This window comes from Saccharibacillus kuerlensis DSM 22868 (assembly GCF_000378145.1).
In the GTDB taxonomy this organism is placed as follows: Bacteria; Bacillota; Bacilli; order Paenibacillales; family Paenibacillaceae; genus Saccharibacillus; species Saccharibacillus kuerlensis.
In genome coordinates, this window is record NZ_KB899280.1 from 53,822 (window position 1) to 67,359 (window position 13,538).

Annotated in this window: 12 protein-coding genes and 1 pseudogene; 10 read left to right on the forward strand and 3 right to left on the reverse strand. The window is 52.1% G+C overall.

Going from position 1 to position 13,538, the window contains the following annotated elements; translation table 11 throughout:
* Positions 1-165 precede the first annotated feature (165 nt).
* Positions 166-1,020 carry an EAL domain-containing protein gene (locus F456_RS0106375; protein ID WP_229675696.1) on the forward strand — a complete coding sequence of 285 codons (855 nt, stop codon included), beginning with the start codon at positions 166-168 and terminating at the stop codon, positions 1,018-1,020.
* 28 nt (positions 1,021-1,048) lie between these two features.
* Positions 1,049-2,014 (forward strand): GGDEF domain-containing protein, encoded by a 966-nt coding sequence (locus tag F456_RS0106380; protein ID WP_018976175.1) that lies wholly within the window; start codon positions 1,049-1,051, stop codon positions 2,012-2,014.
* Positions 2,015-2,343: 329 nt separating this feature from the next.
* Here F456_RS0106380 and F456_RS0106385 read toward each other — a convergent pair whose 3' ends face one another.
* Positions 2,344-3,276, reverse strand: a complete 933-nt coding sequence (locus F456_RS0106385; protein ID WP_018976176.1) for a LysR family transcriptional regulator — start codon at positions 3,274-3,276, stop codon at positions 2,344-2,346.
* A gap of 178 nt (positions 3,277-3,454) precedes the next feature.
* Between F456_RS0106385 and dapA the strand changes: the two genes are divergently transcribed.
* Entirely contained in the window at positions 3,455-4,354 is a 900-nt protein-coding gene (gene dapA, locus F456_RS0106390; RefSeq protein WP_018976177.1) for a 4-hydroxy-tetrahydrodipicolinate synthase, read from the forward strand.
* Between the two features lie 131 nt (positions 4,355-4,485).
* Here dapA and F456_RS0106395 read toward each other — a convergent pair whose 3' ends face one another.
* Positions 4,486-5,709: an acyltransferase gene (locus tag F456_RS0106395; protein ID WP_018976178.1), complete on the reverse strand. Its 1,224-nt coding sequence runs from the start codon at positions 5,707-5,709 to the stop codon at positions 4,486-4,488.
* Positions 5,710-5,852: 143 nt separating this feature from the next.
* Here F456_RS0106395 and F456_RS0106400 point away from each other — a divergent pair, with 143 nt between their 5' ends.
* Entirely contained in the window at positions 5,853-6,452 is a 600-nt protein-coding gene (locus F456_RS0106400; RefSeq protein ID WP_026293691.1) for a GNAT family N-acetyltransferase, read from the forward strand.
* 132 nt (positions 6,453-6,584) lie between these two features.
* On the opposite strand, the gene F456_RS0106405 is transcribed toward F456_RS0106400, so the two are convergent.
* Positions 6,585-7,544, reverse strand: a complete 960-nt coding sequence (locus F456_RS0106405) for a DMT family transporter (RefSeq protein ID WP_018976180.1) — start codon at positions 7,542-7,544, stop codon at positions 6,585-6,587.
* A gap of 160 nt (positions 7,545-7,704) precedes the next feature.
* Here F456_RS0106405 and F456_RS0106410 point away from each other — a divergent pair, with 160 nt between their 5' ends.
* From F456_RS0106410 to F456_RS0106445, 6 genes and pseudogenes are all read left to right on the forward strand, one after another.
* Positions 7,705-8,610, forward strand: a complete 906-nt coding sequence (locus F456_RS0106410) for a LysR family transcriptional regulator (RefSeq protein ID WP_018976181.1) — start codon at positions 7,705-7,707, stop codon at positions 8,608-8,610.
* 138 nt (positions 8,611-8,748) lie between these two features.
* A pseudogene (locus tag F456_RS23945) lies at positions 8,749-9,440 on the forward strand (beta-galactosidase); the annotation flags it as partial.
* Positions 9,441-9,650: 210 nt separating this feature from the next.
* Entirely contained in the window at positions 9,651-11,018 is a 1,368-nt protein-coding gene (locus tag F456_RS23485; protein ID WP_018976182.1) for an AraC family transcriptional regulator, read from the forward strand.
* Between the two features lie 167 nt (positions 11,019-11,185).
* Complete coding sequence (locus F456_RS0106435; protein ID WP_018976183.1) at positions 11,186-12,178, forward strand: glycoside hydrolase family 43 protein; 993 nt, start codon at positions 11,186-11,188, stop codon at positions 12,176-12,178.
* A gap of 31 nt (positions 12,179-12,209) precedes the next feature.
* Complete coding sequence (locus F456_RS24650; protein ID WP_018976184.1) at positions 12,210-12,353, forward strand: hypothetical protein; 144 nt, start codon at positions 12,210-12,212, stop codon at positions 12,351-12,353.
* Positions 12,354-12,524: 171 nt separating this feature from the next.
* Positions 12,525-13,478 carry a phosphate ABC transporter substrate-binding protein gene (locus F456_RS0106445; RefSeq protein WP_018976185.1) on the forward strand — a complete coding sequence of 318 codons (954 nt, stop codon included), beginning with the start codon at positions 12,525-12,527 and terminating at the stop codon, positions 13,476-13,478.
* Positions 13,479-13,538 lie beyond the last annotated feature (60 nt).

The window sequence follows — 13,538 nt, forward strand, 5'->3', positions numbered from 1 at the left end:
GGCTAGTTTAAGAGTGGTACTCTTGACGCATAGAGATGCTCGAAACCTACTTCCGGCCTCGATTCCAAAGACATAAGGTGAACAAATATGAAAATTCCGTTGTATGAACCCGGAAGAATGACGATCTGCACTGACCTTTTTGAGTCTATTCGAACCTCAGTGCGGATGTACGAAAAATCCAGAGAGCTGCATCGAATTATTTACAAGCGTGAACTCTCTACATTCTTTCAACCCATTCTAAATCTTCAGGACAAAACCTGTCTTGGATATGAGGTTTTGAATCGTCCTCCTTTATCGAATCGCTTTCCAAGTACCGAAGATTTTTATGATTATCTTGGGCGCAGCAACCAGATATTCGCTTTTGAACGATACTGCCGTGAGAGTTCGATTGAGCGGTTTGAAGCGGCGCTTAAGCGTTCCGAGGATTTGCCGAGCAAAAGTACAGACTATATCGTTTTTATCAATGTTCATCCGTTGGTGCTGACAGACTCTGCTTATCAGAGTGGAGAAACCCTTCGATTGCTGGACCGATTTGGTCTTCCCCCTGAGCGTGTCATATTTGAACTAACGGAAAAACAGGCTGTAACCGACTATGCGGAGTTCGAGCGGGTATTGTCCCATTATCGTGCACAAGGCTTCCGGATTGCGGTAGACGATGCCGGATCGGGCTACAGCAGCTTGAAGACGATTGTCAGTCTGCAGCCGGAATTCATTAAGCTGGACAAATCACTCATCCGCAATCTGTATAAGCACGCAGATCAGCAGCGAATGGTCAGACTGCTGCAGGAATTTGCGCAAGGGTCGGGAACATCGATCATAGCGGAAGGAATCGAGTGCTGGGAGGAAGCCGAATTTTTAAGAAATGAAGGCATCGCATTTGGCCAAGGTTATGCTCTCGGACGTCCTTGCCCGGAGCTTAAGCCAGCCTGTTTTCCTTGTAAAGATCATGAGTTTCTTGCAGATGCGGACTTACCGCTTGTGTCTGCAGTCAGCGGGAGGATCGAGCCGGTTTGGAAATAGAAAAGGACCAGCAAAGGAGGGCACAGCGATGCTTACAAAAATCGGAGAGATTGCGGAGGAGGTTCCAATCGTCGACGCATGTACAAAATGCGAAGCCGTGGACGACCTTTTCAAACAGAATCCAAAACTTGAAGGATTGGCGATCATTTGCGAAGATGGAAGCGATGCGCTGATGATGCGGGTCCAATTCTATCAGCAGATCGGAACAAGATACGGTTACACGCTGTTCATGAATCGTCCGGTGGGCGTCATGTCCAATTCCCGTCCGCTGCTTGTAGACGAGGGAGAGCTGATTGTCGATGTCAGTATTTTGGCGATGAACAGACCTGTCCAGGAGCTGTACGATCTGGTATTGGTCAGTGGAAACGGCAAGCTTCGCGGGGCTGTCAGCGTGCGGAATTTGCTGTTATCCGTTGCCGACATCCGCACACAGGTCGCAACTTTCATGAATCCGTTGACCGGGCTTCCCGGCAACCGGATTATCCAGGATCGGCTGCAGCAGACATTGGGGTTGGAGCGATTCAGTGTGCTTTATATCGATCTAGACCAGTTCAAATCTTATAATGACGGTTATGGATTCAAGCAGGGTGATCTGCTTCTTCAGTCGACGGCCAATCTGCTAAGCGGCATCTTTGCACAGCCGGATGCGTTTTTCGGTCATATCGGCGGTGACGATTATGTAGCCATCCTGCATCATCATAATTATGAAGAGCTGTGCAGCCGGGCAATTCTCGAATTTGAGATGATGAAGCGAAGTTTTTACCGGAATGAAGATCTGGTTCGTGGTGCAATACCGGGTGAGAACCGTTCCGGGAGACGGGGGATGATTCCGCTCGTTTCGTTATCGATTGCCGTTGTAACCAATCGGAGCCGCCATTATGAGACGATCGATGCCATCGTGGAAGAGTCTGCCCGGATCAAAAAACGCTGTAAAGCCGTACAGGGCAGTATTGTTTTCGCAGACGGGCAAATATCGGCCTGCTCCGGTTCTTGAAGTCGCTGCTGTGCACAACGGATGAATCCTGCTTCATGAACCGATGAAGGAGCTGCAGGGGCGAGGAGGCTGGCTTACCGGAGAAAGCGATGAGGGCGATCAGACGGATGCGGGTCAGTAAATTCTGGATACACAATCGATAGGTTCCGTGAAAAAAGTGCTGTTGGACGTTCCTTTTGACCGAGAATGGAAAGAAAAAGCGCAAAGGGCAGGAAGCATCGTATATAAACCATATAAACGACAAAGAGAGCGCCTCCTGAAGGGGCGCTCAACGTGTTAATGGAAAAGCTAATCGGCTCCATTGAAACATTAATCGTTCATCCGACGTTTCAAGAAGCATGATCATCCATTCTGTTCAGCCTCGTCTGCACCTGTTCCGCGTCTTCTCCGGTTAACAACCCTATCAAGGTAAGCAGCATTTGAGACATCCACTTTTTCGGATGAAGCAGCAGCTGAAGATGAAAGCGCAGATCGGGATGAACGAACGGAATGCTGGAAAGTGTACCACGTTTCAGTTCCTCTTCAACAGCAATTTGCGGCAGTAGGGCAATTCCCAATCCATTCATGACACAGTGCTTGATCGCTTCGAGACTGCCCAACTCAAATCCGATCCGATAAGAAACGTCATGTTCACGAAGCACCTTCTCGAATGTGCTTCGGTACAGACAGCTGCCTTCGGAAACAATTAACTCACATCCGCCCAAGTCGTTCAACCGGACGCTTTCTGTGCTAATTCCTCCGGTTAACGGATGACCCGGCGGTGCAACAAGCATTAATGGCTCTTCACGTATCGTGATACAGCGCAGCGACGGATCGGCAGGCTTGCGGTCGAGCAGCAGAGCCAGGTCGTATTCGCCTTCTTTGAGCTTATTGACCAGATTGTTTTCACTGTCCGGAAGCATTTGAATCCCAATCCCGGGATGCTTGAGACGAAGCTGTTGGAGATAGGGAGGAAGATAATAAGCAGCCAGCGAATCGATAGTGCCGATTGTCACTGCGCCGTCCAGCTGGTTGCCGATCGCTTCCTTGGATTCGTCGTACAGTTCAAGCATCTGCACGGCGAGTTTGAGCAGCGCTTCCCCGGGAGGAGTCAGCCGCAGCTGCCGGCCGTAGCGTTCGAACAGCGCTACGCCGTATTCCCGTTCAAGCTTCTGCATCTGCATCGTAACACTGGATTGTGCGTAGCCAAGCTCTTCGGCCGCTTTGGTAAAGCTTTGGCGGCGTGCCACTTCACGGAATGTGCGAAGGTAAGTCAGTTCCAATGGGGCTCTCTCCCGTCTAATGGTATGAATAACTTATAGGAATAAGCAGAGATTTTATATAATACATATATTCCATACATCAATATTTTTGATGATGTATATCATTTATTATAGCTAACACCGATGAAACTTTCCATGCTAAAGTGAAGTTAACAAAAGTCTGCTGGGAGGAAACCCAATGTTAACCGAACAACAGCTGCACGGTATCTATATGCCGATTATCACGCCTTTTTTGCCTAATGGAGAACTTGATCTTGAATCTTTTCATAAATTATCCTCGTCTCTTGTTACTCAAGGAATACACGGCCTGGTTGTGAACGGTACGACTGGCGAATCGCCGACCGTGAGTCATGAAGAGATGAGCTTGTTGGCCGCTGCCGCTAAATCCGCAATTGGAGCCGCCGACGTACCGCTTGTACTTGGAACGGGAACGAACGACACTCGAGCCTCGGTTAAGAAGACTGAACTTGCCGGCAAGTTGGGAGCTGACGCTGTGCTGGCTGTTGTTCCTTACTATAACAAGCCTTCACAGCGGGGAATTATCGAACACTTCCGCAAGATTGCAGAAGTCGGTGTACCGGTCATGGTATACGAAATTCCGTCCCGGACCGGTATTCGTATGGAGATTGACACGGTGCGGACGATCCTTGACATGGACGGCATTGTTGGCATGAAGGACTGCTCCGGCAGTACGGAACTGCTTCGTGCACTGCAGAGTTTCGGTTCTGTAAAGCCTGTTTTGAGCGGTGATGATACTCGGCTGCTGGACTTTCTTGAAGCGGGGGCGGCAGGCGGAATGCTTGCGTCGGCTCATGTGCGTACAGGGGATTTCTTGAACATCTATCGCAGCTTCCGTGAAGGACATATTGAAGAAGCGCAGACATTGTTCGATGAACTGACGCCTTTGATGCATCTGCTCTTCGAAGAACCGAATCCGGCACCGGTCAAGTGGCTGCTGGCGGAGCTGGGACAGATCTCGCACGGTACGCTTCGGCTGCCTATGGTAGAGATTGGCGAAGAACTTCAAGCCAAGCTGCTTCAAACGGGAGTATTTCCCGGAGATGCGCTTGCGTTGTAATAGAAAGATCCATGTAAAAAGATCGATATAAAAAGATCAAGGCAGAAAGTTCAATAAAGTAAAAGCGGCGGAACCCATTGAGGTTCCGCCGCTTTTTTCGCAGCTGCAGCATCATTCATCAAATGTCTTATTCAGTTTGATGAATTCGCTCGCCGGGCGACGGATCGGGCCTTCTTGCCTGCACCGCCGGTCAACCAGCGGCCGCCGGGCAGTCGTGAAAGTCCTGCGCATAGCAGCAAAGCGAGAGTAGCAACGATCAATGCGGTCAATACGGAAGCAATTAAGTGACCGCCTGTCAGCGCCCAATTTCGGGTGATCAACGAGACTCCCATCAGAATCATGGCATGGCTCAAATAAGCGCCGAACGAATATTTGCCGCAGAGCAGCAGGAGCTTTTTCAGCGCCCCTCCATTTTTCTGCAGCAAGAGCACCCAGCCGTAAAGCATCAGGATCTGAACCGTTACTGCAATGAAACTGCTTGGTTTCAGGTAAGTGGAAACATTAAGGTTGATCGTTTCTTCGAAGTTTTGCAAAAGATCGTAATTCAGCCATAGATAGACCCCGATGAAAGCGAGTGTGCTCCACGGCAGCAGCTTCAACGTGATAGCGCGAAAGCGATCAAGATGTAGTCCGCAGACGCCCCCCAGCACAAAATAGAACAGGTAATAAGGAAATTCATAGGAACGGTAAGCCAGTAAAGTCTGCCATAAACCACTGGTCTGCCAGCCGGGCATGCGATAGTAAGATAGATACATCAGCCAGCCGTATGCGAGGGCAAGCAGCAGCATGAGCAGCAAAACACGCCGCAGCCGTGAAGGTTCTGTGCCTACAGCTCCTGTCCAGCGTCCGATCTTTTTGGCGGCTGCCCGAAAGAGTGGAAACAGCAGATAAAACTGAAAAATCATGACGACGAACCATAAATGATAACCGTGCGTAGGCGCAATAAACTGCTGAAGCAGCAGAGGAAGTTCACCATACGACAGCAGCGGCTTATTGGACAAATACTGAACGACTATCCAGTAGAGCAGTGTCCAGCACGCAAACGGCACATAGATATCTCCGATCCGTTTAAGCAGTACCGGGCCATACTTTTTTTCCGAACGCCCGTATTGGTAGAACAGAATGGCACCGGCCAAAAACACGAAAGTCAGCGTGCCGTAGCGTATAAAATGATACAGCATGCCGAGCACTGCCGCGTCCGCGTACAGGATGTTGTCTCGGTATATGTATTCTCCCAAACTGTGCTGCATGACAATGGCGAAAAAAGATAATCCGCGCAGCAGCCCCCATTCATCGACTCTCTTGCCTGAAGAATAGGGTTCGCCGGGAGGAAGAGGGGAAGCAGAAGAAGACATGGATGGTTCCTCCTTATAAGTACTTGGCAATCGACCAACTTTATTATTATACTCATTATAAAGAACTTTTGAATCGGTATGATCCAAATCCGGAAATCACGGAACTGGAACCAAGGTCGCGATATACTGGAGGAATAACTGGTATGGCAGCTGAAAAATTTGCGAAAAAGCCTATATTGGTGGGAGAGAAGGTTCTTCTAAGGCCATTTGAGGAGGGGGACGGGGAAAAAATGTTGGCGATCCTGTCCGAATCCGAGGTTCAGCGGTTGACCGGCTCGGCATCAGATGATCAAGAAGCCGGTACAGCGATGGGAAGCGAAGAGATTGAACGGACTAGAGACTGGTATGCCAGCCGGAACGCGCAGAACGACCGTATGGATCTGGCGATTGTGAATCGTGAGAGCAGGGAGTTGGTCGGGGAAGCGGTTTTCAACGAATATGACGATTATACGAACAACGTGAACTTTCGCATTTTGATCGGTTCAGCGGGCCAAGGGAAAGGTTTGGGGACAGAAGCGGTTCGCTTATTTTTACAGTACGGCTTCGAACAGCTTGGTCTGCATCGTGTCGGACTTGAAGTATTCAGCTTTAATCCCAGAGCGGAACGGGTGTATGTAAAAAGCGGATTTGTACTCGAAGGCGTTAAACGGGAAGATTTTCGCTACAACGGAGAGTATGTCGATACAAAAGTATATGGCATACTGCGTTCGGACTATGAGCGGACTGAACAATTGAAGTCGTGAGTAAACCAGCATTTGCATATATACATATTGCTGCACTGAAAAGCCGCTGTTCCGTATTTATACGGAACAGCGGCTTTTTTGATGATTCGGTTTGTATTATGGATTAACTCGTTTTTATGAATGGTCTTGTTTTTATGCGCCTGTGCCCGTCTCTGTTTCCACGGCACGCAGACGTTTTGCAGAACGCCGTGAGCGCCCGGGAAGGCGCGGGGGCCGGGGAATCGAAGAAGCCGCAGCCGACTTCAATCCCGAGACCAGTACACCGCTGAAAATCAGCAGGGCACCTATATACCCCTGCATGCCGAGTACTTCACCCAAAAACATAAAGCCAAACAGTGCGGCAAATACGGGTTCGAGCGAGAACAGCATTCCGATGCGTTCGGGTGTCGTATGCTTTTGCGCGACGGTCTGCATAATGAAGCCGAAAGCACTGCAGACAACGGCAAGACCGATAATCGCCGTCCAGCCGGAAGCTCCCTGCGGAATCGACGGTGTCTCGAACAGGAAACCAAAGATTAGGCCGAACAACCCAATGAACCCGATTTGCAAGATGCCAAGCGTAAACCCTTCGGAGCTGCGTGCAAATCGGTTCGTAAGAATAATGTGCACCGCGTATACGAAAGCGCCGAGCAGGCACAGTACCGATCCGCCTTCGAATGTCAGCGAACTCCGAAGCGTCAGCAGCGCGATTCCGCCCATCGTAAGGATAATTCCTCCGGTCGTTGCCAGGCTCGGCCTGCGGCGGGTGATCGCGAACTGCAGCATCGGCACGAATACGACCATCGCACTGGTCAGGAACCCGGCTGAAGACGCAGTTGTCGTTTCAAGCCCTGTAATCAATAGTGACAGCATGACGAACATTACAAAACCCAGCAGGGCACTCTGTCTGACTGCGGCCAGGTCGGCCACACGCAGTCGGCGCCAGAAGAGCGGCGCTGTCAAAGCAAAGGCCAGCAGAAAACGCCAGGCGAGCAGTGTAAAAGGTTCCATTCCGTCCAGTCCCATCTTCATTAATAAATAGGAGGAACCCCAACCGATCGAGACCAGGGCAATTGCCAGATCGGCCGTTTTTTTCGTCATGCTCAATTTCATTGTTTTCGTCATCCTCTTTCGGTCGTGTAGTAATGGACAAGGCAGTGTGAATATCCGTTGATTTTTCGCCTCACTCAGTATAAGTTGAAGAAAAGCATGAGAAAAGCGAATATTTTTCATGATTAACATGAATAATTTTAATGATGGAAAGAGGCACGCAATGACCACCCACAGATATGAAGCTTTTCTCAAAACGCTTGAGACAGGCAGTCTTACTAAAGCCGCGGCGGCGCTAGGTTACACTCAGTCGAGCATTAGTCACATGCTGAACGCGATGGAGAAAGAATGGAGACTCACACTGCTCATTCGCGACCGTTCCGGCATCAGGTTGACTTCCGACGGGCAGCGGCTGCTGCCGTATATTCGGAATGTCGTGCAGGCGCACCGCGAGCTGATCGACGAGACGGCCAATTTGCAGGGACTTCGATCCGGACTTATTCGGCTCGCGACATTTACCAGTGCCGCAGTCAACTGGCTTCCGGGTTTGATTCAGACGTTTCAGCAGGAGCACCCGGGCGTCGATTTCGAACTGCTGCATGGTCACTATACGGATATCGAGAACTGGCTTGACACCGGCCAGGCCGACTGCGGTTTCCAGCGCCTGCCTGTCCGAGCGGATTTTGAAAGCCGCTTTCTGGCGCAGGATCGGCTGCTGGTCATCCTACCGGAACATCACCCACTCGCAGGGGAGGAATGCTTTCCGGTGGAGGCGCTGGGGGAAGAACCTTTTTTGCTGCTGGAGGAAGGGACGGTCAATGAAATTCGGGGAATTTTCGAGCTGCACGGTATTCATCCGAAAGTGCGGTTTACCGCACGCGACGATTACACGATCATTTCCATGGTCGAGAGCGGTCTGGGCATCAGCATTTTGCCTGAGCTGGTGCTGAACCGGACGCCATACCGGGTGGTGCAAAAGGAATTGAGCGTGCCTGCCTACCGCAGGCTCGGGATCTGCCTTAGGAGCCGCGAGGATGCTTCGCCGGCGCTGCAAAAATTTCTCGAGCACGTCGAGGCGTATCCGGGTTTCCGGACGGAAGCTTCCCCAGACGAGAAGAAGCCGGTCTGACAGCTGTTTCGATAAAAGCCGTTTCTTGAGCCAAGGAAGCGGCCTTTTTGCGGCAGCGTGCAGGAACGGGAAGCAGCAGGGGCGAAGGAAGGAGAGCAAGTATTGTAAAATACAATCCGTACAGACGGGAGATCAGCCATGCCGACATTTGAAGCGAAAGAAAACCGTTTTTATTATAACGATGAACCGGTGCAGCTGATAGCGGGAGCGATTCACTATTTTCGGGTCGTTCCGGAATACTGGGAGGATCGGCTGCGCAGGCTGATCGCGTGCGGCTTCAATACCGTGGAAACGTATGTGCCTTAGAACGTACACGAGCCGTAAGAAGGAAGATTCGCGTTCGATGGCATGGCCGACCTGGAGGCGTTCGTAGGCTTGGCGGGTTCGCTCGGCCTGCATGCTATCGTGCGTCCGAGTCCGTACATCTGCACGGAATGGGAATTCGGCGGGCTGCCGGCCTGGCTGCTGAAGGCGGAGAGATGAGGCTGAGATGCGCCGATCCATCCTTTTTGGCCAAGCTAGACGCCTACTTCGACGAGCTGCTGCCTAGGCTGCGTCCGCTGCTGTGCACGAACGGCGGTCCGCTTGTTGCGCTGCAGATCGAAAATGAATATGGCAGCTACGGATCGGATTCGGATTATTTGAAATATTTGCGGGACGGCATGATTCGGCGCGGCATGGATGTGCTGCTGTTTACTTTCTACGGTCCGGAGACGTTCATGCTGCGCGCCGGCTCGGTTGAAGGCGCGCTGGCTACCGTCAACTTCGGCTGGGATACGCGCGGCGCGTTCGATACGCTGCGTCGCCATCAGCTGGAAGGGCCGCTGCTGCGTCAAGGGGAGAACGAACTGATCGTGCTGGAAATGCATGGATTTTTTGCGAGCGGAGCAGAGGAGCAGGCTGCCGTACCGTTTATCGAACTGACGGACCGCGCAGACTTGGGCTAACACGCGCGGAATTTTGCCTGCCAGGCAGGTTCGCCTTTGGTGGGAGCCCGGGCCTGTTTGCGCCGCTTCTATGATTAGAAAAGGAGGGAAGGAATGTCCTGGACTTCTGAGGCTGGCGGAGGAAGAGAATTCAATATCGGACAGTACGCGCTGCCGGATTTGCGTTTTTCGTTTCAGATGTGCGGAGCCCATTGGCGTCAGGTCACGACCGGCTGGACGTATCCGCCGCATAATCACGCGCTGTTTGAGCTGAATTACGTAATGGAAGGGGAGCAGATGACGCGGGTCGAGGGCGAACGCTATGTCCAGCAGCCGGGGGAACTGCTGCTGCTCTCTCCAGGCTGTACGCACGAGAGTCGGATCGGCGGCACGGACTCGATGACTTATTTTTGCATTCATTTCGATATCGACGACGATTTTATGTATGCGCGGATCGCCTCGTTGGAGAGCGCGCTTTTTGCGGCGGATTCGGAGCTGGCCGCGAAGCTTAAGCCCGATTTGGAGCGGCTGTTCCGCTTGTGCGGCGAAGAGACGGATGACGCTGCGGCAGCGCTTGCGGTCCGAACGCCGCTGCTTCGAATTCTGCTTGAATTGTGTCAATACGCGTTTGATCTGCCCGAACCGGAGACGAGAGCGAACGCGGCGATCATGGGTCAGCGGGGAGCGGCCCGACTGCTGCGCGAACGTTATGCACTGGAAAAGAAAATACAGGATTTTCTCGCCGATCCGAGCGCCGGAGAAAGGTCGGACGACAGATCGTGGTTTCCGCCGTTCAACTGGGTCGGTTTATTCTCTGTCATGGTTCCGGATCGGGAATTTTGGGGAAAACCGGACCGATTTCTGGCCAAAATGCTGCTTGAAGACGCTCTGTCCGGCTTGGGGATTGCTGCAGTGGCAGCCGACAAACGGGTGCTGACCGCCGTTTTGTTCACGGACGGATTCAGCGTTCCGCCTTTGGAAAAGCATGCAGCCGAGTGCATTCGCCTGCTGGAGCGGCGGCTGAACGAGCCGGTCCGGTTGGGCTTGGGCGGCGTCGCGGCTTCTTCGGCCGAACTTAAAGCGCTATACCGGCAGAGCTTGAGTCAGCTCGGACTTCGCGAGTCTGACGGGACGCTGCCGAACTTCGATTTTATCAACCGTACAATAAGGCTGGCGCTGTTGGCGGTCGAATCCGAATATGCCGATCCCGACCTGACTTTAGGGAGGCTGGCAGCCAGGCTGGAACTGACGCCGAATTACCTGAGCGGACTGTTTACCGCCGAAACGGGACACCCGTTCACCTGGCATCTGACCCGGATTCGTATCGAACGGGCGCGTAAGCTGCTCGAAGAAACGCGATTGAAAGTTCACCAGATCGCCAATCAAACCGGATATACGGATCAGGCTTATTTTAGCCGCTGTTTCAAGTCGGTGGTTGGCGTGAGCCCGGCCGCTTATCGGGCGGGCGCTCAGATAAACTGAAGAATTCGCTTACAATTAATCGTAGATTTGTCCAATTGAGCGTAGATATTTACATTGTTTGCTCCGATCACGGATGACATACTGAAATGGGAGCGAAAAGAACGGAGACCCGCTTTTCCGCGCACCGTCCGTTTCGATTTAAATTCGTTTTGCAAAGGAGCGTAACAATGAAATCATCATTTAATCAGCCTATCGTCACCCATATCTACACGGCCGATCCTTCTGCTCACGTATTCGAGGGCAAGTTGTACATCTACCCTTCGCATGATCTCGACCATGACGGTCCCAGCAACGATAACGGCGACCAATACCGGATGGAGGATTACCACGTGCTGTCCATGGAAGGCATCGGAGCAAAAGCAATCGATGAGGGCGAAGCCCTTCATCTTCGCGACGTACCGTGGGCTTCGTCACAGCTCTGGGCGCCGGATGCCGCATTTAAAAACGGAAAGTACTATCTGTTCTTCCCCGCTCGCGATCACGACGGCATCTTCCGGATCGGCGCGGCAGCGTCCGATTCTCCGGCGGGACCATTCAAAGCGGAGCCGAATTACATACCGGGGAGCTTCAGCATCGACCCGGCCGTGCTGGTCGACGACGATGGTAAGGCTTACATGTATTTCGGCGGATTATGGGGCGGGCAGTTGGAAAAATGGCAGAGCGGCGCCTACGAGCCTCAACGGGAAGGTCCGGCTTCCTGTGAACCCGCGCTGGGTCCACGCGTGGCGAAGCTGAGCGAAGACATGCTGTCATTCGAGGCTGAGCCGAGCGAAATTTCCATCGTCGACGAAAGCGGAAATCCGATTCTTGCCGGTGACGAAGATCGCCGTTACTTCGAAGGTCCGTGGGTACATCGATACAATGGGCTTTACTATTTGTCGTATTCGACCGGAACGACGCACAAGCTGGTCTATGCGACGAGTGGCAGCCCGACGGGCCCATTCGTTTACAGGGGCGTTATACTGCCGCCGGTAGTCGGTTGGACGACGCATCATTCCATCGTCGAATTCGATGGGAAATGGTATTTGTTCTATCATGACAGTTCCTTGTCGGGAGGCGTCAATCATAAACGGTGCGTCAAATATACGGAACTGCATTATAACGATGACGGAACGATCCGAATGATAGAACCTTATGCGAATGCGGAGACCGGGGCCTGAGAAAGCGCTCAGCGCGGCGGAGCTTCGATGTTTGCCGAGTACCGCTTCGGGGCTTCTCGAATCGGATAATCCTTCTGCCGGTGAGCGGGAAGGGTTCGAATTGAATAAAAGCCGTTTGCTTTACAGCGCCCGCGCCGATGCCGGGCGTTTTTTTGACGACGGTAAGGCGTTATGAAAGAAAGCATCTTTCCGGTTCGGTTCGAATATTTTACACTGCTTTTACAAAACGAGTGCTTTGCGTTAATTTTCGGACCTTACAATGGGAACTGTAAAGCGGCACGGACAACTCGGACAGAGAGAAGACGACCGCAATCGTATGAATATACTTAGGAGGGTCTAATCAGACATGAAATCGAAAAAAACGTTATTCGGCACTTTGACACTTACCGCTATGCTCGCGCTTACCGCTTGTGGTGGTAACTCCGGCGGCACAACGACTACAGAACCTACTACGGGAACAGGCGGCACAACAACTCCTCCGACAACATCGGAGCAGCCAGCCGACACAGCTATCTCGGGATCGATTCTGGCAGTCGGATCTACAGCGCTTCAGCCGCTGGTTGATCAGGTAGGTCAAAAGTTCATGGAAGAAAATGCCGAAGTTACGGTTCAAGTACAGGGCGGAGGCAGCGGTACGGGCCTGACTCAGGTATCCGAAGGCGCTGCAGACATCGGCAACTCCGACGTATTTGCAGAAGAGAAGCTGGATGCCGACAAAGCGGCTGAGCTGGTCGATCACCAAGTAGCGGTTGTCGCTATGGCAACTGTAGTAAACAAAGACGCAGGCGTAGACAACCTGACGAAGCAGCAGCTGCTGGATGTATTCAGCGGTAAAGTAACAAACTGGAGTGAAGTTGGCGGCGCTGATAAGAAGATCACGATCGTAAACCGTCCAAGCAGCTCGGGTACGCGTGCAACGTTCGAGAAATATGCTCTGGGTGAAAAAGTTGAGAACGTTGAAGGTTCGATCGAGCAGGATTCGTCGGGTACTGTTAAGCAGATCATTGCTGACACATCTGGCGCAGTAGGCTACCTGGCCTTCTCCTACCTGGACGACACAGTTACCGCTCTGAGCTACGACGGCGTAGAGCCGACGGATGAAAACGTACAAAGCGGCGAGTACCCAGTATGGGCTTACGAGCACATGTACACGAAGGGCGAGCCTGAAGGCGCAACAAAAGCTTTCCTGGATTACTTCATGACTGAAGAAGTTCAAAACTCGGACGTAACTGAACTGGGTTACATTCCAGTATCCAGCATGGAAGTAAAACGCGATGCAGAAGGCAAAGTCGTTCAATAATTGACTCGACGCACCGGCAAAAAAGAGGCGGTCTAACCGCCTCTATTTGCGCGTTTATCA